Source organism: Clostridium sp. J1101437_171009_A5, assembly GCF_015547905.1.
Lineage (GTDB): Bacteria > Bacillota > Clostridia > Oscillospirales > Oscillospiraceae > Pseudoflavonifractor_A > Pseudoflavonifractor_A gallinarum.
This window is the reverse complement of the sequence record NZ_JADMVY010000015.1, coordinates 39,823-60,845: the sequence shown is the minus strand read 5'-3', so window position 1 is coordinate 60,845 and position 21,023 is coordinate 39,823. Positions and strand designations below refer to the sequence as shown.

Sequence of the window (21,023 nt, the reverse complement as noted above, 5' to 3'; positions counted from 1 at the left end):
CAATGGCTCTTTTTATTTGCCATTGGGGTGCTCACTTTTTGAGTACCATTTGCTACATTTTCATTTTACCGAAAACAAATGTGCTTATCGCGGGACCGCTTCGAAATCTTATCTCCCTTTGCGCGAAATAGTATCTGAGCCTTGTCAAATGTATTTTGATCTATGATGGGAGGATGGCTTTCAGATATATAGTACTGATCCTTGCTCCCCAGATTTCTTTTTTTCTTAATAGGCAAGGTGTCAGTTGCGTAGTACTTTTGAAGGAGGGAATTCCCTGCATATCTCTCGTTTTGAAGGATATAGCAGATGGTGGTATATTGCCAATATGGAGTTCCATCTCGAGTTGGGATTCCAAGCTTTGTGATTTCTGCCGCTATGTCCGCTGTACTCTGTCCAGATAGGTATCGGGCAAAGATCATACGGATGATCTCTGCTTCAGACTCCTCAATTTCAAGGGCCCCATTTCGGAGGCGGTAGCCGAATGGTGCTTTGCATGTAATGAACGTTCCATTCTGCATTCTCCTCTGATAGCTCCAACGCATATTGCTGGAGATTGATTCGCTCTCGGCCTGGGCGAAGGATGCGAAGAGCGCAGTCATCATTTCGCCGGACATGGTTGCGGTGTCAATGTTCTCTTTCTCGAAGTAGACACCGATACCGAGTGATTTCAGCTCTCTGATGGTTTCCAGGCATTCCTTGGTATTGCGGGCAAAGCGGGAGATGGATTTCACCAGCACCCTGTCGATCAGCCCTCTGCGGCAATCTGCCAAGAGCCGCTGGAAGTCCTCACGCTTTTCAGCCGATGTCCCCGTGATGCCCTCGTCCGCGTATATGTCTACCATTCTCCAGTTTTCCTTGCTGGAGATCAGGTCGCTGTAGTGACGGTTCTGGGCAGCAAAGGAGTTGAGCTGGTCATCAGAGGCGGAGCTGACACGGGCGTATGCCGCAACCCGCAATTTGGCGTTTTGGGGCTTTTCGGTTGCCTCGATGGTGATGACCCGGTATTGCTTTTCTCGAAGTGCCATGCTGCCGTCGGTCATCAGCTTTTCCGCCATGTCAGTTCACCTCCTTTTTTGTAACACAAACAATACCACAACACCTTTGAAATAGCTATTGAAAAGAATGCGATTTCAGAAAGAAAGGATAATGTCCGCACCGGTCTGCGCGGCAATTCTGGCCAAAATTTTGCGGGCCTCTCTTTCTGTGGTTTTCTTCTGCTCTATCAGCGTGCGGAGCAGTTGGGCAATGCCGCACAAATCGATATTTGTCATCTCGTTTCCTCGCTTTCGTGGATTTGTTTTTGATAACAGAAATATGGGACCCGATCAGGGAGTTTGAGGAGAAAAGGAAGAGGAGTGTAGAGGGGGAAAGATGAAAAACTCAGAGAAACGGAGGTTGAGAAGAAGAGGATGTACTGTGATCAGATCCCATATTTCTGCTATCAAAAGAAAAACAGAGGGCCGCTCCCAAAGGTCAGGTGAGCGGCTGTAGGCTCCGAGTCTGGAGCGGCCCTTTGTTTCTTGATGCTGCTTAGTAGCCTGTATTCGACACTACTTCCCTAGGCAGGGCGGCAACTTGAACTGTGCTGGCGCACATCATGGGACTCTCACCCCTCCGAGGATCTCTCCAAGCTGCGTAAGCAGAAGTATCATTGTAGGCTGACGGGGTCATGGCGGGGACAGCTTGCCAAGGCTGTCTTGGCCTGAGTGGGTATCGCTCTGCACCTTATTTGGCCGTCCTTTGATGCGGATATGCTCCGCACAGGTGGTCTTCGCGCACTCGGCCTGACGCTCTCTCCGTTAGCTAACGTATTCAAGTTGCCGGATATGACCGCCTGGGGCGGTGTTTTTCAAGGTCCACGGAGATGTTTTGATCTCACGAAGATTGTAACTCCGAGCGTATTCTTCCAACAGAAACAGAATGGAAAGTTTACCAACCCAAAATGGAAAGTTTTTAGAGGGATGCCTCCAATTCAGACAGCAGAGCGATGGCCATCTGCAGTCCGCGCTTCTGTTCCTCTGCAAAATCTCCTTTTCCCACTAGGAGATAATCCAGAGAAACCTCAAAGAATGCTGCAAATTCTAAGGCCAGTTCGACTAGGCCGGTTTGTTTTCCATTTTCAATTTTTGCTATGTAGGGAGTGCTGACATTCATCTTCTCTGCCAGCTGCTCCTGTGTGAGCCCACGATTTTTCCGCAAACTCCTGATTCGTAAGCCGTAGTCATCTGTATTAAAATGCACAGCAATTTCCTCCGTTTTCTGAAATTTGGGTGTGAGCCAAAGTTCAGAGCGGAGGTCCGCGGCAGCGGCAGACGTACTTACGGGTAAAAAAAGAAGGGGTGCTTATGCAAGTAAATGCAAAAGCACCCCTGTCGGAGAAAATCCTGGTCTCAAAGTAACAACCCCCGTAATTCGGATGTCGAGCTCTTGCTCGATCAATCTAAACTACGGGGGTCATTCAGCCCGTTGAGAGGGCGTCATTTAGGGCGTTATATAGGGGAAAAATCAATACCATTGCATTAGATAGTGCGTTAGTCAAATCCATTATTTCCAAGAATTGCGTCATGAATAGTGTTATGCATCTGAAAATGCACTATCTGATCAGCTTTTCCAGAGGAACTCCATCTTCTTTTCTTAGATAGTCTTCCAAGATACTAAATTCTTCTGAAGTGAGTATGTCCTTAGCGTGGCAAAGCTGATGCTTGGCTAAATCAAGAGAGCCCAACTGGTAAGTAGACACAATGAGCCAATAATGTGCTCTCAAATTTGCTGGCATAAATTCTATGGCGTGTAGCGCGTACCGCTGAACGCAACTATAGTCCCGTATCTCAGAAAGACTGCTCAGCAGTTCATTTATCAGAGAAACATATCGAAGGCGGTATAGACTGACCTGGCTGATGATCCAATGTTCATCCTCCGCGCCACGAAATATGGGACCACGATATAACATTACAGCTTTCTTCATGAGATTAATTTTTTGCACCACAGAGGTTGCCTGCCTGGCCCCGTCAATTAGACGGTCGAACTGCTGTACATCGGTGATGATATTCAGGTTTGGATTAAGGCGGTAGCCACTGGGCGTTGACTCAATGAGGGGGAAATCACAGATCAAGGAAAATGTCTGCCTGAATCGATAAATATACCCGCGAATATTCCTGCTGGCCACCTCTGGTTCGACACACTCCTCCGGCCACAGTGCATGATAGATCTCCAGTGGGGGGTGGGCGGTTTTGGGGTTGAGAATAATGTAGGTGACAACTCGGCTGCTCTTAGGCGAATTGAAAAAACGCTCACTCAGAACGCCCTTTCTGGTGCATATCTCCATATCACCGAAGAAGTTAATGGCTACATCTTTATTGCTCTGTACCAAATCAGGCATCGGTGCCAACTTCGCACTTTCAATCATTTTCTGCTGAGCCATAGCACGTTGCAGCACATAGGCAAGTGCGCTGAGCATACTGGACCTCTCAAGATAACGAGATGGATTTCGGATGACCAGGAAGCCCGTTGGCTTCGGCATGAAAGGAACCGCAATCAGCGACTGCGCCAACAGACGTTTATAGACTGCGTATTCCTTTGGATTCTGATCCTTGATGATATCTACATCAGGAATTACAATATTTTTACCATGCTGCATAGCTTCAATCCATCGGGGCATGAAGTCAAGGGATTCGAATTCCAGAATCAGCTGTGTCGTGCGATCCGGAATATAGGAATTGTACCACCATACGGGCGCCTATATATCAAAATCCAAGTCCACTTCCAGTATGCCAGCCCAGTCGCCGCCGTAGAAGGTACACGCTGTCCTCAATGCCTGCATAGCGATTCCTTCCGGATTACTGCTGGTGAGCAAACAGGTTTCCAAAGAACTAAGTGCCTGTTCCAATTCCGTACAATAGCAGACATATGAATCATCACTTTTGTGCAGTCGGCTATCTTTTACAGACGATGGCGAATGCGTAATGGACTGGTCGGATTTTCCTAATAGCGTGTCTAAGAATTTCCCCATGTGCTTTCTCCTTTGCGATAAATAAAAACAGCGCAAAGCTGCTGTACAGGTGCGTAGCAGTCTTGCGCTGTTCATTCTTTCCGCCGATTGCTCGGCAGTTTATGTAAAGTTAAAACAGATACTCAGCCCTTCCTGCTATGTATTATCTTGTCAGGAAAAATGGAAGCATTCAAAAGATCGGCAGGCGCAATCTCTAAGGCATCTGCAATATTAAAGAAAATTTCCAGGGAAAATGGACGGGCAATACCTGGTGCTTCAATAGAACTGATATGTGAGCGGCTGACATTTGCCTTTTCGGCGAGCTGTTCCTGTGAGAAGCCTCGCATCTTTCGTAGGGCAGCAATGACAATACCCAACTGGACATACCTGTCTCTATTCTTAAAATCAATTTCTTTGCTCATGTGCATCACCTGCCGCCCCTATGCATATAATTATACTTTGACCCAGCACAAAACTCTGTATTTGAAAAAGAGCAAATGACTAATATTTTGAGCAATCACCGGATTTAAGAAGAAATTAAAAGAATTCAAATGCAGATGATTGCATTCCAGAGCAAGATGAAATGATCTCGTTTCATTGAATCGGCTACTGTCAATTGCCCTTGGCCGGTATTACATAGGCTTATCTTAACGTTATGGGAGCAGACTCCTCTAAAAAAGACAAAGGCACCAATGCAGTTTTCTACATTGGTGCGCCTGATTCCCAATTCTATGCCGCACTGGCTGGTGCTGTTCCAATCTTGAGACATAATAGAAAACCTCCGGCGAATGTCGGAGGTTTTAGGGATCTAAATTGTCTTCCTGAAAAAGAGGTGAAACAAAAAAAGTGTCTAAACCGATCTCCATGCCCTGACATATTTCGTGAATAATTCGTAGCTTAACCGAATCATAGGAGCAGTTGATAATATTGCTTATTGTAGACTTAGGGACACCGCTTTTCATATACAGTTGATACTGTGTCATGTTGCGCTCTGCCAGTAACTGCAAAAGGCGTTCGCTGACTGCTTGATTCAGCTTCAATTCCTCTCACCGTCCCTGTCCCTGTACTAAAGGTATTATATGGGCAGGTATGAGAAAAATAGTCCCTGTAACTGTACCAACAGTGCTGTTCTGTAGTGATTAATTTCTCTGCCAAGATACAAAAATACAGCCCGTAGTCTCGTTTGGGTAATACTTTGTGTAAGATTGGCAGCCATTATTAAGTTTTTTATTATGTTGCCTTTGTGCACCGTTGCAAACTGCAGATAACATGAAAAACCGGTCGAGATATTGCTCATGAGATCTCGACCGGTTTTCTGTTATTGTGGAATTAACTTATATTACTTCGACTCTTTGCGGAAGCACATGAACCAGTCCAGGCAATACTGATTCTCGCTCTGGTTGTCCATCCGCTCCTTGGCTACGCCGCAACTAATGCCGCTTCCCCGGACCACCATGGCATCTACCGGCTGGATTGGGGCATGGGGAGCAGCACCCATCCTGAGCTGTGCTCCACCAGACACAATCCATATTCAGGGACATACATCGGGTCAAATCAACAACAGGTTTTTTCCTTCACCACTCCTCCGGTGTTTTTTCTACAGCCTCGGTCGATAAAAACAAAAGAGGCTTCTATAAACTGCCTGCACGGACAAAGGGTATGATTCTGGGGTTTATTTCAGGTAATAGAGGAAGGAGTTTAGGCGGGACCAGGCGCTCTCGTCCCAATCACTGTCCATGGCAAGATGTAAGTGGGGGATTCCACCCATTTCACCAGTCATATCCAACAGTGTTGCTGTGTTTTCATACCGGGGAGCCAGCGTCAGCACACCAGTCGATGTTCGACCAAGTTCCCGTGCCTTCGCCAAACGGTACCGACCATTGGCCCCGGCAAATCTCGGCAGCAGCTGATCCGCTGCAGTACGCATCCCCTCTGGATCTTTGGAGAAGCTGCTTCTCGCCCCCAATAGGCGCCCCAGTTCTGTCATTTGATCCGTCCAGGAAGCGGCTATGACACTTCCGGAATCTCGCCAGAGAAACCAGAGGTACTCGCTCAGGGGGGCACGATACAGAGGCCGGCCCTGCCTTTCCAGCGTTCCCAGCACCCCGTCGTTTAGAGCAAACAGCGTAAGGGGTTCTCCCACCGCGGCAAGAGGCTGGCTTTTGACAGGGATGCTTCCGATTTGCGCCGCCAACGTGCTCAGGCTGTCCCAATTTGGAATGTCGTCTGGACTTAGTGCGCTGCGCTGCTCAGGCGGGGCGCACAGTATGAGATCTCCTGCCAACACAGCTCGGAACAACAGGTCTGGATCTGGGATGTTCTCCGGCAAAGTTTCCAGTTCCGGGGAAACCAGTGTTACCCGCTCCAGTCCCCGGTTGGCAAGCACTGCCTCCACCGCCCACGGGTACTGGCCGTCGGCCTCCGCGCCTTGGGTGGAGGGAATCAGCATCTGAAAGGAATCGGATTCCTTCTCCGCTGCGTTCAGAATACCACCCAGCAAGGCGGGGAAGGGAAGGTACTCTTTGGAACTGGTCTCTGCCCGGCCCAAAACCAGAGAAGTGCCGCCCAGAGGCATGGGACGGGTTTCCACATTCCATACCATTTCCGCATATTTCCTAAGATATGTAGTAAACGGGGGCAGATCCAAAACATATAGAGGGCCGCAGCTTGGTTCCGGGGTATCAACGACTTTGGTGGAGCAGTGTTCCACAGCTGTGAGCTGAAAGTGCTCCGGCAGTGGCTGAGAGGGACGGCTTTCCAGACTTTGGAGAAATGCCTCGATGCGAGTAATAACGCCCACTGGTGAGAAGTGCTCATCCACTTCGATGTGCAGATAGGTTTTTTCGCCCATCTCCTTCCGGAACATATAGGAGAGCATCGTATCCGGTCCGCAGCCGTGATTGGTGAGATAGACGGCGTACAGATTAGGGTGATGGGCCACGAGTTTCGCCCCGGAGAGGATGTGTTGTCCGAAGGGCCAGTACAGATTGGGGTAGTCCGCTGACAGATCCAGGTCGTGAGCAGGTAAATGGGAGAGAGTAATTACCTTGTGCCCCCGTTCCAGCAGCAGACGAGGGATCCCCATATTCAGCACCGGATCGGAAAGACCGTAGTTCCGGGTGATCAGTACAAGTACTTTGTCCTCAGGATTCAGAGAGGAAAGCAGTTCACGGCCCTGCCGCTCTACTGCTGCTGTATGCCGGCGTACTGCTTGGGCACCTGCCATTAGGGCGGGGAGACAACGCAGTTTGGGGATACCAAGCTGTTTTCCAAGGCCCAGCATAGCTGAGGCCATCGCTTCCTGCCCAAAGTCCAGATCGAACACAGGATTGAGCAACTCAATGCCCTGCTCTGCCAAACGAAGGGCACGGGCGGCTAATTGGGGTGCAGTCTGCATATATACACAGCCGTAGTTGTGCTCAACCTGAGAGGTCTCATGCCTCATGGTGTGGATGGAGGGGAGAAAGATGTAGTCAACACCGTGCTCTGCCAACCAGGCCATATGACCATGGATCAGCTTTACCGGGTAACAGGTCTCCGCCTGGGCTGTCTGCTGGGAGAGGCGAATGATCTCCTCATTGGTAGGCGGTGAGAGCAGTACATTGAATCCTAGCTGCCGGAAGAAGGCATTGGCCATAGGAAAGAACTTGTGGATCATCAGGGCGAAAGGTACACCCACCGTTTTCCGTCCGGAGACGGGTGTTGGATCATAACCCTCCAACAGCAGCTGTGGGCCGCGCTGGTAAAAGGCAATGTTGCGCTGGACCTCCGCGGACAGGGCGACCTCCTCTTCCGGCTGTCTGTCGAACCCATGAAAGCGGGTAGGGCCTTTCGTGGATTCCAGTGCCAGCAGGGCGGCGCCGTATGCTCCACTGATGGAGAAGTAGGGAGAGACTGTGAGCCGATCTCCAAATTCCTGGCGGAAAGCGGCCACGATGCCGGGGTTGTAGGCCACACCGCCCTGGAGCACAATATGGTGTCCTACTGGCTTGCTCCCAACTACCTTGTGAAGATAATTTCGGACAATGGACTGGCATAAACCGGCTGCGACCTCTGCCTGGGTGGCTCCCTGTGCCTGGGCAGATTGGATAGCGGTCTCGATAAACACGGTGCATCGCTCTCCCAATTCCACAGGGGCCTTTGCAGTAAGAGCCAGGCGGCCGAAGTCCTTCAAAGGGATGTTCATGCGTGCGGCCTGCTCCTCCACAAAGGAGCCGGTTCCGGCAGCACAGATTTTGTTCATTTGAAAGTCTGCAACCTGTCCATTCTGAAGGGAGATGTATTTAGAATCTTGACCGCCGATCTCAAAGACGGTATCTGCTTTGGGCATACATTGGATGGCAGCTCTTGCCTGGGCTGTAATCTCATCTCGCACGGCATCCGCACCGATGAGCCGGCCGATCCGCTCTCGTCCGGAACCGGTGACGCCAACTGCCAGAAGGGGAATCTGTCCAAAACGGGAGCGGATATTCTCCAGGCCCTTTCGCACTGCAGCCTCTGGGTCTCCGGCGGTGCGTAGATACTGGAAGTCCACCAGTTCTCCGAATGGATCCATGAGAACCAGGTCAGTGCTGGTAGAACCTATATCAATGCCCAAAGCGCAGCCCTGAGGTGGGATATGGCCAGAAACAGGCGGATCGGATACAAAAACCTTGGGATCAGGATCCAGTGGCTGACGACGGTGCAGCCGGTCTCCCATGTTTGGATCCTGCCTGCACAGAGAGGCCAGTAGTTCCCCCATGGAACAGGTGCCTGCCTCCTGAGCAGCCAGCGCAGCCCCGGTGGCACCAACATAGAGGAAGTTTTTTGGTAAAATCAATTCTTCTTCCGTGAGGGCAAAAACATCCCGGATAGCCCGAAGAACCCCTGCATTGCAGCCAACTCCGCCACATAAAGCCACAGGTTTCTCCACAGGAAGTCCCCGCACGATGACCGCTTTATAGTTGCGGACCATTGCGTAGCAGAGCCCCAGCAGAATGTCAGGAGTAGGCACCCCCTCCTGCTGTCGGTGAATGATATCCGTTTTAGCAAAGACAGCACATCGGCCGGAGAGGCGGGGGATGGAGCGGGCCTTTGCTACCAGTTCGGAATAATCCTCGATCCGCAGGCCCAGCCGGGACATTTGGTCCTCAAAAAAGGAGCCGGTGCCCCCGGCACAGTGCTCATTCACTGCAAATCTGGGAGGAGTGCCACGATCCAGATCTGTGAGGAAACGAGCACTCTGACTGCCAATTTCGATGGCAGATTTCACTTCCGGCGCCAGCAGACGGATACCGCGATGGATGGCGGGAATATCGCCCAGAGTCGAGAGTCCGGGGCAGGCATCTGAAAGTCGATCTCCTGCGCTTCCGGTGAGCATTACCGGATAGCCGCAAGCATTGCGATCCGCCTGCAGCAGTTCGCCGAGAAGTGCCCGAACGGTTTGAACTGCGGCGCCGTGATGTGCGGAGGATTTGAACCATAAAAGCTCACCCTTCTGGGAAAGCATCACCAGTTTGACGGTAGCAGTTCCACAGTCTAAACCAATTCCATTCATAGTGACCCTCTTTTCTTACGTTGACATTTTATTGGCCAAGCAGTATAATAATGGTTAGTTATTGCTAACTATAAATGTGTTTTTCGTTTTTGTCGGTTGCCACAGCAACACGGAGGGATCTCATGGGTTCGATTTTTGCGGCGATGCGCCGTTGCCAGCTGTTCGACGGTATTCCGGAAGAAAAGTATCAGAATGTTCTTAACTGCCTACATGGAGAGGTGCGGACAGTTCTGAAGGACACGGTCCTCCTGCGGATCGGCGATTGCCAAAGGCGCCCCGGCGTTGTTATGTCCGGCACCTTGAGGATCTCACTTTACAGTGAGGACGGAAATCTGCTGACCATTGATCGCCTGAGTCGGGGGCGCGTGTTTGGGGAGACATTGGTCTGCTCCATGTCCCAAGACAGCCCCATTCAAATTGATGCCCTTAACGATACAGAGGTGCTCTATCTGGACTTTGACCCTTTATTGCTTCAGCAAGAGAACGGGTGTCCATACCGGATGCGGGTGACCGCCAATTTGTTGCAGGAGATGGGAAGGGGAGCTTTATTCCTCAATCAGAAAATGCGTATTTTGGCGCAGAACCGGCTTCGCAATCGGATCAAGGTCTATCTTCAAGGTTTGCCGGTCGCCCCCAATGGTGAGATACGCTTGGAGATGGGACGTGGTGAGATGGCGGACTATCTGTGTGTAGATCGCAGCGCCCTTTCCCGAGAACTGGGCCGAATGCAGAAAGAGGGAATCCTTACTTATCAGGGACAGGTCATTCAAATTTTGGACAGTAAGTTTTTAACCGCATAGACAGAAAAATCAGGGCTATCCGTTGCCATAGCAACGGACGGTCCTGTTGTTTTATGTAATAATCCCGCTTGTGGTTAGCTATGTCTAACCACAAGCGGGATTATATTGATTCAGATTGGAGGATCTCAAATGAAACGCACCCTTGCTTCCATCCTGGCTTCTGCCATGATGCTCTTTGCCCTGGCCGGTTGTGCCGGGGGCAATGCGCCTGCGGACAGCACCAACCAAAACGACACAGCAGAGGAATCCAGCCAGGCCGCCGAACCGATCACCATCTCTGTAGGCGTGCCCACCGCCCCGCCTGCTCTGCCGGTTCTCCACATGATGGAGGAGCAGCTGCTGGGGGAGAATGTGACCATTGACCTGAATGTGTGGAATGCCCCGGAAGAACTTCTGGCTATGGTCCAGGGCGGAGAACATGACCTGTACGCATTTCCCCTGACCGTGATATCCACCCTCTATAATAAGGGACTTGATGTACGTCTGATGAATGTGAACACCTGGGGCGTTACGTACTTCATGACCACCGATCCGAATTTCACGACCTGGAGCGATTTGGAGGGTAAGACGGTATATATCCCGCTTCAGTCCTCTCCTCCGGATGCGCTCACCCAGTATTTTATGAGTGAGGCCGGCTTGACGGTGGGTGAAAATGTCCAGGTGGTCTACGCCAGTACCGCAGAGGTAGCCGCCCTTTTGGCCTCTGGGGAGGCGGAATACGCCACTTTGATCGAGCCCCAGGTTACTTCCGCCATGGCACAGAATGAGAATGTGCGCCGGGCACTCAGCTTTGAAACCGAGTGGCAACGCTCCACCGGCACGGATACTATGATCCCTAACGCAGGCTTCGGCACCACCCAGACTTTCCTGGATGAGAACCCTGAGCTGGCCGCCCAGTTCCAGGCTGCCTATGAGGAGAGCGTGCAGTGGGTGCTGGATCACCCGACCGAGGCTGCTGCTCTGGCTGAGGAGTATCTGGATATGAACGCTGCTGTGGTAGAAGCTGCCATTCCCAATATGGGCTTGACCTTTAAGAGTGCCCAGGATGCCAAAGAGGAGCTGGATACCTTCTATAACCTTCTTTACAACTTTGAGCCCTCTATGATCGGCGGAGAGTTGCCCGATGAGGGACTGTTCTATGCAGGGTAAGACGGGACTATGGTTCCGCCGTGCCTTGGGAGTGTGCCTACTGCTGGGAGCCTGGCAGCTGGCCGCTCTCTTTTTCCCGCCGCTGGTGGTGCCCCCCATTGCCCAGGTCCTTTCCACATTGGTTCGGTTGATGACGCAGTCGGACTTCGGAGCCACCATAGGAACAACGATCCTGAGGCTGATTGCCGGATTGGCCATCGGTGTGGGCGTTGGCGCTGTTCTGGGACTGTTGTTTGGCCTGTGTCCCAAGATAGAGGACGTGGGAACCCCACTGATCCATGTGCTCCAAGCCATTCCGCCCGTATGTTGGGTGGTTCTGGCACTGGTGTGGTTCGGATTTAACGGAAAGCCCTGCGTCTTCATTGTAGCCACAGCCACAGTTCCAACTGTGGTGATCAACCTCAGTCACGGCGTCCGCAGCGTAGATCCACGGCTGTTGGAGATGGCGCGCCTTTACCAATTTTCCCGCTGGAAGACGCTGCGCCATGTAACCCTTCCGTCTATCCGCCCCTATTTCCGCTCAGCGCTGGAAATCGTGATCGGAGGCGGATGGAAGCTGGCAGTTATGGGAGAGGTTCTTACCACAAACAGCGGAATCGGAGGAGCCATCACCACAGCCCGGCTCAACATTGAGCCCGATGCCATCATTGCCTGGTCGTTGCTGTTGGTATTGGGATGCTATCTTACACAGAGATTGCTGAGGATGGCTTTTTGCGGGAAAGAAGGTGTGACATGCTGAAACTGAGCGGGATCACCAAGTCCTATGACGGATTACCTGTCCTGTCTGACTTGTCTTTGACTCTTTCTCCGGGGGAGATCGTGGCCCTGATCGGTCCCTCCGGCTGCGGAAAGACCACGCTTCTTAACCTGATTTCAGGCCTGGCAACACCTGACACGGGTACCATCGAGGGAACCGATACTCGGCTGAGCTATATGTTTCAAAGTCCCCGCCTCCTGCCGTGGCGAACGGTGGAAGAAAACATCCGTCTGGTTCGTGAGGATGCCGAGCCGGAGGCTGTGCGTACCCTCATTTCGGATGTAGGGCTGAAAGGATTTGAGGGATACTATCCTACGCAGCTCTCCGGGGGCATGGCCCGTCGCTGTGCGCTGGCACGGGCCTTCCATTTCGGCGGAGAGTTCTTCCTGATGGATGAGCCCTTTCAGGGGCTGGACTACGGCATTCGCATGGAGATGGTGAATATGCTTCTGGAGATCTGGAAGATCAAAAAGCCAGGCGTTCTGTTTGTCACCCACGAAATTGATGAGGCGTTGACCGTGGCCACCCGGATTGCTGTCCTGACACCCAGGCCAACCACCATTCAAACATGGATCACCCTGCCTGGCCGGGAAGGCCGGGATGCCTCGGCACCGGAACTGACGGAGATCCGGCGGGAAATTATTGGTCGCATCACAGCCTGATCGTTGTTGCTGTGGCAATGGAATGATCCCGTTTCCTGGGGTATCATAAGGATAAAACGACCCATGGAGGTATGAGCAATGGACTTTTTACGCAACCTGCCCACACAGCAGCCCCAGCAGCTCACCCAGCTGATTCAGATTCAACCTGGCCGCGTGGTCAGTATGGCCATGAGCCGGCAGGAACACTGCCAAATGACTCTTTTGGCCTTTGGCGACGGGGAGAGTATCAGTGAGGAATGCTATTTTGGCGATACCCTCTACTACATTCTGGAGGGGGCGCTTGATGTCTCTGCGGGGGAGGACAGCCGCTGTCTTCAAACGGGCGATTGCCTGGCTGTTCCCGCCCATACGCCCCACGCAGTAGTTGCTCCGGATGGCTGCAAGCTGCTGCAGATCACGCTTTCATAATGATTTAGGAGGAATAACTCATGGAAACCCTGATTAAGAATGTCCCTCATGCGCAGCCCTTTACCTTGAAGGGGCAAGTGGAATATGAAGCGGGTAAGGTTGTCAGCCTGACCCTGGCCCAACAGCCCGGTGCGGGGATCACCCTGTTTGCCTTTGATGCGGGTGAGGCCATCAGCACCCACGCTGCTCCCGGAGACGCTATGGCGACCATTTTGGAAGGAACGGCACAGATTACCATTGACGGTGTTCCCCACACCCTGAACGCAGGAGAAGCCATTATCATGCCCGCCGGCATCCCTCACGCGGTACAGGCGGTGACAGCGTTCAAGATGTACCTGGTGGTCGTGAAGACCCCGTCCTGCTGACAGAAAAAGAACGGGCTCCATAGAAGCGTTTTGGCTTCTATGGAGCCCGTTTTTTATTCCAATCCAGTCAGCAATTCGGTCACACCCAGCGCATCCAGCTCTGTGGGATCATGGGTGACAAGGAGCACGGTTTTTTCCATGCACAGGCGTTGGGTATATAGAGGCATGTATCAGGAAAATAATTACCCATTTAGAAAGAAGTAAAATAAGGAGAGGCGATCTCTGTAGATTGCCTCTCCTTATTCGTCATGGTGTATTCTTTTTGCTAAGTGGTAATGCACTCATACTCCGTAAGCTGACGCCCAGGGTGGAAAGATTGTGCAGCGTGGCGGAGGTGGCTGGCGGCAGGACTCCGGCTACGCCGAGAGCGATCAGGGCGCCATTGAAGCCAATGACAAAACGATAATTGGAATGGATGCGCGCCATCAGCGCCATGGCGATCCGGCGCAGCTCCACCAGTTCCCAGAGACTGTCGGCAGCAATGGTGATGTCCGCGATCTCCCGGGCGATGGCGGCGCCGTTGCTGATGGCGATGCCCGCGTCCGCCTCGGACAGGGCCGGCGAGTCGTTGATGCCGTCGCCCACCATCAGGACGGTATGCCCCTCCCGGTGTAGTCGTGCCACATACTCCGCCTTGTCCGCCGGCAGGACTCCGGCGCGGAAGTCATCCACTCCCACCTGTGCGGCGATGGCTGCGGCGGTGCGGTAACTATCGCCGGTGAGCATGACGGTACTGGTGACTCCCAGAGCACGGAGGGTGGACAGGACTTCCTTCGCCTCCTCCCGCAGCGGGTCGGAGATGCAGATCACAGCGGCCAGCTGTCCCCCCACCGCCAGATACAGGTGGGAATACTCCGGCGGCAGGGCGTCAAAGCGTTCCTGCTCGCCCTCTGGAATGACGCAGCCCTCATCCTCAAAGATAAAGTGCGCGCTGCCGATGAGGACTCGCTCCTCATCGACGGTGCTTGCGATGCCGTGAGCCACCAGATACTCCACCTTGGAGTGGTACTCCTCGTGGCGCAGGCCCCGGCGTTTGGCCTCCTCCACCACAGCGTTGGCCATGGAATGGGGGAAGTGCTCCTCCAGACAGGCAGCCAGCCGCAGCATTTCGGATTCCTCTTTGCCACCGAAGGACACCACCTGAGCCACCCGGGGGCAGGCGTGGGTCAGGGTGCCGGTCTTGTCGAAAACGATGGTGTCGGCGGCAGCCACCGCCTCCAGGAACTTGCCGCCCTTGACGGTGATATGGGCCCGTCCCGCCTCCCGCATGGCAGAGAGGACGGCCAGAGGCATGGCCAGTTTCAGGGCGCAGGAGAAGTCCACCATCAGCACCGACAAAGCCCGTGCCACATTGCGGGTAAGAGCAAAACTCAGCAGGCTCCCTACAAAGGTATAGGGCACCAGCTTGTCCGCCAGATTGGCAGCCTTGCTCTCAGCCTCCGACTTCATCTGCTCCGACTGCTCGATCATGTGAACGATTTGGTCATAGCGGCTCTGACCGGAGGCCTGCTTCACCTCCAGCACACACTCGCCCTCCTCCACCACGGTGCCGGCATAGACTGCGCCTCCGGGTCGCTTGGGCACCGGGATGGACTCACCGGTGAGGGACGCCTGATTGACGGTGACCTCCCCCTCCAGCACCAGGCCGTCCACGGGGACGATGCCGCCGGCGCGGACGACTACCGCATCCCCCGGCTGGATCTGGGACACGGGGACCAGCACTTCGCCCTGGACTGTGCGCAGCCAGACCCGGTCCACATTCAGCGACATGCACCGGGCCAGATCCGCCACAGATTTCTTTCTTGTCCACTCCTCCAGCAGTTCGCCCACCTCCAGCAGGAACATGACCATTCCGGCGGTTCCAAAGTCCCTTCTGCAGGCGGAAATGGAAATAGACAGGGCATCCAGCAGTTCCACCTTGATGCGGCGGCGCAGCAGGCAGCGCAGTCCCCGCCGTACAAAGGGGATCATGTGCCAGAGTATGCGGGCAATCCGCAATGGAGGTGGGAGAAACAGGGTACAGGCAGCTTTGCACACTACCTTAGTTACCAGTTTCTCCTGGAATTCCCGGTTCAGCGCCCGGCTGCTGTGGGCGGGCAGCGCGGTGGTCTGCTCCGCCTCCTGCCAGGAAAAATGCCGAATCTCATTCAGCACGGCTTGGCGAGTCCCATCGTAGTACAGGATGACGCAGCAGGTGCGCTCATGGACGGTGACCTGCCGGCACCAGGACTTTCCCTGAATCCATGCCTCCAGTAGATCCGCTTGAGCGAGCGTCATCTGTTTTTGCCGCAGCCGGAACCGGATGCGCCCCCGGCTCTCGTGCAATATGGTTGCGTTCATAGGTTCCTCCTTCACGAAAAGAGGGAGCCGCTGGCGGCTCCCTCTGGGTCAATCAGGCTTCTTCGCTCTCCAGATTGGCAGCGGCGGCTTCCTCCGCTTCCTTTGCAGTCCGGTCGTCGTTCAGCTCCTTGGCGGATGCCAGAATGTCCGCAGCGTTCTCCTGCACTGTAGTCACGGTTCCCATGACCGAGTCCTTCATCCGCAGACCGGCGGCCGTGACATGGACATAGGCCTTTTTGGCGTCCTTGCTGGACAGCAGCTTAACGCCAAAAGAGCCAAATAACGCACCGCCCGCAAAGCAGGCCAGTTTCGTATAAACACTCATTGCAATACTTCCTTTCCCTTATTTCCGCTTGTAGCCGGTGACCATGACCATAATCATGCAAATCACAGCGCCCCAGGCCCAAAAACGATGCTGTTTCATCGCTCTCACTCCTTTGATCACTTTGGAATGTCTGGTTATTATAGCAGGAAATGTGGGAGCTTGTCGCTGTCAAAACGGACGCAGAGTTGCGGTTTCCGACATTTTTCTGTACTGGCCGGGAGTCATGCCATACTCCCGCTTGAACGCTGCGTTGAACTGGCTCATACCCTCATACCCCACAGACTGCGCAATTTGCTGAATGGACATTCGGGTGGTGCAGATCAGCTCCTGTGCTCGCCGGAGGCGCTGCTGGATCAAATACGTGTGGATCGGTACGCCGTAGGCGCGGCGAAAACCTTCTTTCAAGAAGGTCGGGGAAACGGAAAACTGTTTGCAGAGGAGCGCAATGGTGAGCTTATCAGACAAATGCGTCTGTATGTATGCCTTGACTTCCAACAGGCTGTGGGATACTGGGCAGCCTGAGCCGGAGAGAGATTCATCCGATTCAGATACCTCGGTGCAGAGCAGATACAGCAGTTCCACCGACTTGAAAACACAGTAGCGTTCCTGCTCCTGCTCAGACAGATAGCGAACCGTTTCAAAAAATGCCTGCGTCCAAGGTGTGCCGCACAGGACCATGCAGCCGTTCCTCGCCGTCATCTTCTCCTTGACGATCCTGGTGTCCAACCTCATCCCCAGGGTGGAGCAGACCGTCACAAGGCTTTCTTTTGCGGCTTTGGCGTCTACGGCGATCAAAACGCCGCCCAGGTTTCCGCTATATTGGCACGAGCGGAGAGCAGAGCTGTCGGAGAGCAAGAAAATCCCCGGCGCCTCCACCGTGCAGGAGGTACCTTGTAACGCTCGGACAGTAAGGCGACCGGTCAGGCAGAACAGTACCTCAAACTGGAGCGGTGCGCCGCACACCGGGACAGACCGCAGAGGTTCCTGCTCCGGCTCCGGCAGGGAAAACCGGCAGATCTGCACCCCTGGCATACTGCTGCTCCAACGGCCTGTGCCGGAGTCCTGGCTCGATAAATATTCTTTCAGCATGATTTCTCACGACCTGTTTCTCTGGGTTCGGAAATGGTTTTGCCTATGCTGACTGGGGATACAGGCAGAAGGCAGGAGACGAGCGCCTCCTGCCTTCTGCGGTGTTTTTGTCAGGCCAGCGACGCGCCCAGTTCGCGGCAAGCCGCCAGAGCGTCATCGTCCGGAGTCTCGTTGCAGATCACGCTGTCACAGGCCAGATTGGCGCCGTCGTCGTTGCAGCGGGACTCCCAGCTGCGCATCCATTCGCCATCGCCCCAGCCGTAGGAGCCGAACAGGGCGATATTCTTCCCGCTCAGCCTGCCCTCACAGGCGGTGAACATGGGCTCGAACTCGCTCTCCTCCAGCTGCTCCGATCCCATGGAGGGGCAGCCGAAAGCGATGGCGGAATACTCGCTGACCTGCTCCGGGGAGAACTCTGCGGCGGTGATCACAGATACCTCGGCACCCTTGCCCTTGGCTCCTTCGGCCACCGCCATGGCCATGGCCTCGGTGTTTCCCGTGCCGCTCCAATACACAACTGCAACTTTACTCATAAGACTTTAGCGACCTTTCTTTCTGGATTTGTTATGGTAGAAACATCAACCAGCCACGGTGAGCTGCCCGATGGATTTCCCTTGCTGCCACTGCCGGGAGTAGATTTTGCTGCACATCTCGTATTTCTCAAAGAGGTTTCTGGCGGTCTGTTCGTCGCCGTAGACCTTCCAGCAGCCCACGCATTTGTGATTGCACGCCCGATTGCAAATAAAGCCCAGGACATCCTCAGGGGGATAGCTCAAAAACAGGCCGATCTCATGGGGAAATTCCCCTTCGCTCCGGAGCCGGTGGATCAGGTGAACCACGCAGCCATTGGGGTTTTCCGGCACATAGCCGTATTTGAGAAGCAAGGCTCTGGCGCGGTAATCGGTCAGATCGCTCTCCAGTGCATTGGGCCGGTAGGCGTAGATCAAAGCGCGGCCTTTGCGAACCCGAAGCGGAAGGACGCGGATGCCCTTGGGCACCAGTTTCTTGTTCAGCCGACACAAGTCTTTCGTCAGATCCTTCCGGCTGGGGCAGGCACAGGAAAAAAGATTTCCCGTCTTGATCCCGGCCAGGGTGGGAGAGCAGTGACGAATCAGCAGATCCTCTGACATAACACGCCTCCTTGTATGGTATGTCGCTTCCAAAGTAGGAAGTTAGCAAACGCTAACCTATATTCAAAAAATAATCGGGATTTCTCCCGGCAGTTAGCGATAGCTAACCCGTATTCTGATTTTAATATATCACATCGTGTTTGTCAATAGGAAAGTTCATGGATACATGAAATGATCAGCGGGGGCCATCCAAACGGAAGGCCCCCGCATCTTTTCTATTTCTCATGGGTACTGCAGCAGCAGTGATGCTGGTCTGCCTTTTTGGAACTGCAAGAGCATCCATCCGGGCAGCCGATACACTTCTTGCCGCTCTTTTTTGCCTTATAGACATAGAACGCGGCGGCTGCGATAATTACCACAAGAATGCCAATTACGATATAGTCGATCATCAGGCTCTCGCTCCATTCAGCGCATACTCCTGCTTCAGATCCTTATCCGCCTTCAGGCACAGCCACACCAGAACTGCGGCGAACACAATTACAGCGATAAGACCGGGGACAAAGCCGGCGCCAATGGAACCGGTGGTGATCAGGGTGCCGATCTGGTAGACCAGGAAGCCCACTGTATAGCCAGTACCCAGCTGGAGGCCGATGCCGCCCCACAGCCACTTGGCGCTCTTGATCTCAGAGTGCATGGCGCCGATGGCGGCGAAGCAGGGAGGTGTGTACAGGTTGAACATTAAGTAGGCCAAAGCCGCCACCTTGGTGATGGCGATGACGCCCGCCACCTCGGCGCCAGCGCCCTCCATCATCTCCAGGGCATCGGTGTCGATGAAGTTCTCAAGGCCCGCAAAGCAGACGGCCAGCGTGCCCACCACATTTTCCTTAGCAATGAAACCGGTGACGGCAGCGGCTGCCAGCTGCCAACTGAGAACGCCCACAATGGGCACCAGCAGATAGGCAAAGGGATGGGCGATGGAGGCCAGGATGGAGCTGTCGGCGGTCTCCGCCACCTGGAAGCTCCAGTTGAAGGTCTGCATGATCTGCACGACGGTGTTGCACAGCAGAATAATGGTGGCGGCCTTCACGATGTAGGCCCAGCCACGGGCACACATGGCCTTGAAGGCGAACCAGAGAGAAGGTACCTTATACTCAGGCAGCTCGATGATAAAGAAGGACTTGCGGTTCTTGTAGCCGGCGATCTTGTTGACCAGCAGGGCGCCCAGGAAAATAAGCACGATGCCGGTGAAGTACATGAGGAAGCTTACCCAGCCGGCATCGTCAAAGAAAGCACCGGCAAACAGGGCGATGACGGGGATCTTGGCGCCACAGGGCATGAAGGGGGTCAGCATGGCGGTGGCCCGGCGCTCCCGCTCGTTGCGGATGGTGCGGCTGGCCATGACGCCGGGGATGGCACAGCCGGTGCCGATGACGAAGGGGATGACGGACTTACCGGACAGGCCAACCTTTTTGAAGATGGGGTCCAGCACTACGGACACGCGGGACATATAGCCGCAGTCCTCCAGCAGGGCGATGAGGAAATACATGATCATCACCAGGGGCAGGAAACCAACCACGGCGCCCACGCCGCCGATGATGCCGTCGGCCAGCAGCGCGGTCAGCAGAGGATTGGCGTCAGCCAGCAGCACCTCGCCGACGTAGCCCTGGAAGGTCTCGATCCAGGCCACCAGCGTGTCCGCAATCAGCGGACCCACCCAGACCTGCGAGATCTGAAACACCAGGAACATGACCACGGCAAAGATGGGAATGCCCAGGAACTTGTTGGTCAGCACGGCGTCAATGGCGTCCCCCGTGCCCTTGTCCTTGGTGAGGACCTTCCGCTTCTCCACCTGGGAGACCAGGGAATTGACAAACGCGAAACGCTTACGGTCGGCTTCCTCCACAACCTTCTTGTCAGTCAGATCAATGTCGCCCTGGACATAAGGAGCTCTTTGGATTTTACCGCTTTGTGCAACAGCGGCATCCACTACGGCCTTCAGCCCTTCCGCGGCGGTGGAGACGGTCTCTACCACGGGACAGCCCAGTTTGGCGGAGAGAGACGCTACATCAATGACGGTCTGCTTTTTTGCATTGATATCGCTCTTGTTCAGGGCGACCACCACGGGGATGCCCAATTCCAGCAGCTGAGTCGTGAAGAACAGGCTGCGGCTCAGGTTGGTGGCATCCACAATGTTGATGATGGCATCGGGGTGTTCATGCTTTACATAGGAACTGGTGATGCTTTCCTCCGATGTGAACGGGGACATGGAGTAGGCGCCGGGCAGATCCACGGCGATCAGATCTTCCGTCCCACTGCAGTAGGCTTTCTTAATGGGGTGCTCCTTCTTTTCAACCGTCACTCCGGCCCAGTTGCCCACCTTCTCATTTCGCCCGGTGAGGGCGTTGTACATGGTGGTTTTGCCGGAGTTCGGGTTGCCAGTCAAGGCAATACGCATGACATTTCCTCCTTCTCTATGTGTGCGATGTACTTTATTCACAACTCAGCGGTTGCCCTACGCTAACCGTTGGGCAGAA

General features: G+C 54.0%; 22 protein-coding genes. 6 read left to right on the top strand and 16 right to left on the bottom strand.

Annotation, left to right across the window (positions count from 1 at the left end):
- Nucleotides 1-65 precede the first annotated feature (65 nt).
- The 9 genes from I2C21_RS15860 to I2C21_RS15820 form a co-directional block, all read right to left on the bottom strand.
- Complete coding sequence (locus I2C21_RS15860; RefSeq protein ID WP_195279732.1) at nucleotides 66-1,055, bottom strand: recombinase family protein; 990 nt, start codon at nucleotides 1,053-1,055, stop codon at nucleotides 66-68.
- A gap of 75 nt (nucleotides 1,056-1,130) precedes the next feature.
- A complete protein-coding gene (locus I2C21_RS15855) occupies nucleotides 1,131-1,271 on the bottom strand; it encodes a hypothetical protein (RefSeq protein WP_156417376.1) in 141 nt (46 codons plus the stop codon).
- 682 nt (nucleotides 1,272-1,953) lie between these two features.
- Complete coding sequence (locus tag I2C21_RS15850) at nucleotides 1,954-2,241, bottom strand: helix-turn-helix domain-containing protein (protein ID WP_195279731.1); 288 nt, start codon at nucleotides 2,239-2,241, stop codon at nucleotides 1,954-1,956.
- 352 nt (nucleotides 2,242-2,593) lie between these two features.
- Nucleotides 2,594-3,658, bottom strand: a complete 1,065-nt coding sequence (locus I2C21_RS15845) for an AfsR/SARP family transcriptional regulator (protein WP_195279730.1) — start codon at nucleotides 3,656-3,658, stop codon at nucleotides 2,594-2,596.
- Between the two features lie 78 nt (nucleotides 3,659-3,736).
- Nucleotides 3,737-4,009 carry a hypothetical protein gene (locus I2C21_RS15840; protein WP_195279729.1) on the bottom strand — a complete coding sequence of 91 codons (273 nt, stop codon included), beginning with the start codon at nucleotides 4,007-4,009 and terminating at the stop codon, nucleotides 3,737-3,739.
- Between the two features lie 122 nt (nucleotides 4,010-4,131).
- Nucleotides 4,132-4,410, bottom strand: a complete 279-nt coding sequence (locus I2C21_RS15835; RefSeq protein WP_235964250.1) for a helix-turn-helix domain-containing protein — start codon at nucleotides 4,408-4,410, stop codon at nucleotides 4,132-4,134.
- A gap of 378 nt (nucleotides 4,411-4,788) precedes the next feature.
- Complete coding sequence (locus I2C21_RS15830; RefSeq protein ID WP_256439439.1) at nucleotides 4,789-4,995, bottom strand: helix-turn-helix domain-containing protein; 207 nt, start codon at nucleotides 4,993-4,995, stop codon at nucleotides 4,789-4,791.
- Nucleotides 4,996-5,327: 332 nt separating this feature from the next.
- A complete protein-coding gene (locus I2C21_RS15825; protein ID WP_286167328.1) occupies nucleotides 5,328-5,510 on the bottom strand; it encodes a hypothetical protein in 183 nt (60 codons plus the stop codon).
- A 150-nt stretch (nucleotides 5,511-5,660) separates the two neighbouring features.
- A complete protein-coding gene (locus tag I2C21_RS15820) occupies nucleotides 5,661-9,524 on the bottom strand; it encodes an acyl-CoA dehydratase activase (protein WP_195279728.1) in 3,864 nt (1,287 codons plus the stop codon).
- A 122-nt stretch (nucleotides 9,525-9,646) separates the two neighbouring features.
- Here I2C21_RS15820 and I2C21_RS15815 point away from each other — a divergent pair, with 122 nt between their 5' ends.
- The 6 genes from I2C21_RS15815 (at nucleotide 9,647) to I2C21_RS15790 (ending at nucleotide 13,665) form a co-directional block, all read left to right on the top strand.
- A complete protein-coding gene (locus I2C21_RS15815) occupies nucleotides 9,647-10,324 on the top strand; it encodes a Crp/Fnr family transcriptional regulator (protein WP_195279727.1) in 678 nt (225 codons plus the stop codon).
- Nucleotides 10,325-10,453: 129 nt separating this feature from the next.
- Nucleotides 10,454-11,473, top strand: a complete 1,020-nt coding sequence (locus I2C21_RS15810; protein ID WP_195279726.1) for an ABC transporter substrate-binding protein — start codon at nucleotides 10,454-10,456, stop codon at nucleotides 11,471-11,473.
- A complete protein-coding gene (locus I2C21_RS15805) occupies nucleotides 11,463-12,212 on the top strand; it encodes an ABC transporter permease (protein ID WP_071432120.1) in 750 nt (249 codons plus the stop codon). The genes I2C21_RS15810 and I2C21_RS15805 overlap by 11 nt, the downstream gene beginning before the upstream one ends.
- Nucleotides 12,206-12,892: an ABC transporter ATP-binding protein gene (locus I2C21_RS15800; RefSeq protein ID WP_193537344.1), complete on the top strand. Its 687-nt coding sequence runs from the start codon at nucleotides 12,206-12,208 to the stop codon at nucleotides 12,890-12,892. Before I2C21_RS15805 ends, I2C21_RS15800 begins: the two co-directional genes overlap by 7 nt.
- 78 nt (nucleotides 12,893-12,970) lie before the next feature.
- On the top strand, nucleotides 12,971-13,300 hold the full coding sequence (locus I2C21_RS15795; protein ID WP_193537346.1) for a cupin domain-containing protein: 330 nt from the start codon (nucleotides 12,971-12,973) through the stop codon (nucleotides 13,298-13,300).
- A 20-nt stretch (nucleotides 13,301-13,320) separates the two neighbouring features.
- The gene (locus tag I2C21_RS15790; protein ID WP_195279725.1) at nucleotides 13,321-13,665 is read left to right on the top strand and encodes a cupin domain-containing protein; all 345 of its coding nucleotides are present in this window, start codon (nucleotides 13,321-13,323) and stop codon (nucleotides 13,663-13,665) included.
- A 246-nt stretch (nucleotides 13,666-13,911) separates the two neighbouring features.
- Here I2C21_RS15790 and I2C21_RS15785 read toward each other — a convergent pair whose 3' ends face one another.
- The 7 genes from I2C21_RS15785 to feoB all read right to left on the bottom strand — a co-directional run bounded on the left by I2C21_RS15785 (nucleotide 13,912) and on the right by feoB (nucleotide 20,944).
- Nucleotides 13,912-16,005, bottom strand: coding sequence for a heavy metal translocating P-type ATPase (locus I2C21_RS15785; RefSeq protein WP_195279724.1), 2,094 nt, complete (start codon nucleotides 16,003-16,005; stop codon nucleotides 13,912-13,914).
- 52 nt (nucleotides 16,006-16,057) lie between these two features.
- Entirely contained in the window at nucleotides 16,058-16,330 is a 273-nt protein-coding gene (locus I2C21_RS15780; RefSeq protein ID WP_195279723.1) for a DUF6110 family protein, read from the bottom strand.
- An 18-nt stretch (nucleotides 16,331-16,348) separates the two neighbouring features.
- A complete protein-coding gene (locus I2C21_RS17855) occupies nucleotides 16,349-16,429 on the bottom strand; it encodes a DUF6219 family protein (RefSeq protein WP_242964725.1) in 81 nt (26 codons plus the stop codon).
- Nucleotides 16,430-16,498: 69 nt separating this feature from the next.
- Complete coding sequence (locus tag I2C21_RS15775) at nucleotides 16,499-17,293, bottom strand: helix-turn-helix domain-containing protein (RefSeq protein ID WP_353654828.1); 795 nt, start codon at nucleotides 17,291-17,293, stop codon at nucleotides 16,499-16,501.
- 236 nt (nucleotides 17,294-17,529) lie between these two features.
- Nucleotides 17,530-17,952: a flavodoxin gene (locus I2C21_RS15770; RefSeq protein ID WP_087232790.1), complete on the bottom strand. Its 423-nt coding sequence runs from the start codon at nucleotides 17,950-17,952 to the stop codon at nucleotides 17,530-17,532.
- Between the two features lie 45 nt (nucleotides 17,953-17,997).
- On the bottom strand, nucleotides 17,998-18,549 hold the full coding sequence (locus tag I2C21_RS15765) for a DUF3793 family protein (protein ID WP_195279721.1): 552 nt from the start codon (nucleotides 18,547-18,549) through the stop codon (nucleotides 17,998-18,000).
- Between the two features lie 388 nt (nucleotides 18,550-18,937).
- A complete protein-coding gene (feoB, locus tag I2C21_RS15760) occupies nucleotides 18,938-20,944 on the bottom strand; it encodes a ferrous iron transport protein B (RefSeq protein WP_195279720.1) in 2,007 nt (668 codons plus the stop codon).
- Nucleotides 20,945-21,023 lie beyond the last annotated feature (79 nt).

Bases quoted from the DNA above. Each gene is read 5' to 3' on its own strand.
- I2C21_RS15780 (WP_195279723.1), bottom strand. From the start codon at position 16,330: ATGAGTGTTTATACGAAACTGGCCTGCTTTGCGGGCGGTGCGTTATTT.
- feoB (WP_195279720.1), bottom strand. From the start codon at position 20,944: ATGCGTATTGCCTTGACTGGCAACCCGAACTCCGGCAAAACCACCATG.
- I2C21_RS15835 (WP_235964250.1), bottom strand. From the start codon at position 4,410: ATGAGCAAAGAAATTGATTTTAAGAATAGAGACAGGTATGTCCAGTTG.
- I2C21_RS15785 (WP_195279724.1), bottom strand. From the start codon at position 16,005: ATGAACGCAACCATATTGCACGAGAGCCGGGGGCGCATCCGGTTCCGG.
- I2C21_RS15820 (WP_195279728.1), bottom strand. From the start codon at position 9,524: ATGAATGGAATTGGTTTAGACTGTGGAACTGCTACCGTCAAACTGGTG.
- I2C21_RS17855 (WP_242964725.1), bottom strand. From the start codon at position 16,429: ATGAAACAGCATCGTTTTTGGGCCTGGGGCGCTGTGATTTGCATGATT.
- I2C21_RS15815 (WP_195279727.1), top strand. From the start codon at position 9,647: ATGGGTTCGATTTTTGCGGCGATGCGCCGTTGCCAGCTGTTCGACGGT.
- I2C21_RS15860 (WP_195279732.1), bottom strand. From the start codon at position 1,055: ATGGCGGAAAAGCTGATGACCGACGGCAGCATGGCACTTCGAGAAAAG.
- I2C21_RS15840 (WP_195279729.1), bottom strand. From the start codon at position 4,009: ATGGGGAAATTCTTAGACACGCTATTAGGAAAATCCGACCAGTCCATT.
- I2C21_RS15810 (WP_195279726.1), top strand. From the start codon at position 10,454: ATGAAACGCACCCTTGCTTCCATCCTGGCTTCTGCCATGATGCTCTTT.
- I2C21_RS15795 (WP_193537346.1), top strand. From the start codon at position 12,971: ATGGACTTTTTACGCAACCTGCCCACACAGCAGCCCCAGCAGCTCACC.
- I2C21_RS15790 (WP_195279725.1), top strand. From the start codon at position 13,321: ATGGAAACCCTGATTAAGAATGTCCCTCATGCGCAGCCCTTTACCTTG.
- I2C21_RS15845 (WP_195279730.1), bottom strand. From the start codon at position 3,658: ATGCCCCGATGGATTGAAGCTATGCAGCATGGTAAAAATATTGTAATT.
- I2C21_RS15770 (WP_087232790.1), bottom strand. From the start codon at position 17,952: ATGAGTAAAGTTGCAGTTGTGTATTGGAGCGGCACGGGAAACACCGAG.
- I2C21_RS15805 (WP_071432120.1), top strand. From the start codon at position 11,463: ATGCAGGGTAAGACGGGACTATGGTTCCGCCGTGCCTTGGGAGTGTGC.
- I2C21_RS15765 (WP_195279721.1), bottom strand. From the start codon at position 18,549: ATGTCAGAGGATCTGCTGATTCGTCACTGCTCTCCCACCCTGGCCGGG.
- I2C21_RS15800 (WP_193537344.1), top strand. From the start codon at position 12,206: ATGCTGAAACTGAGCGGGATCACCAAGTCCTATGACGGATTACCTGTC.
- I2C21_RS15855 (WP_156417376.1), bottom strand. From the start codon at position 1,271: ATGACAAATATCGATTTGTGCGGCATTGCCCAACTGCTCCGCACGCTG.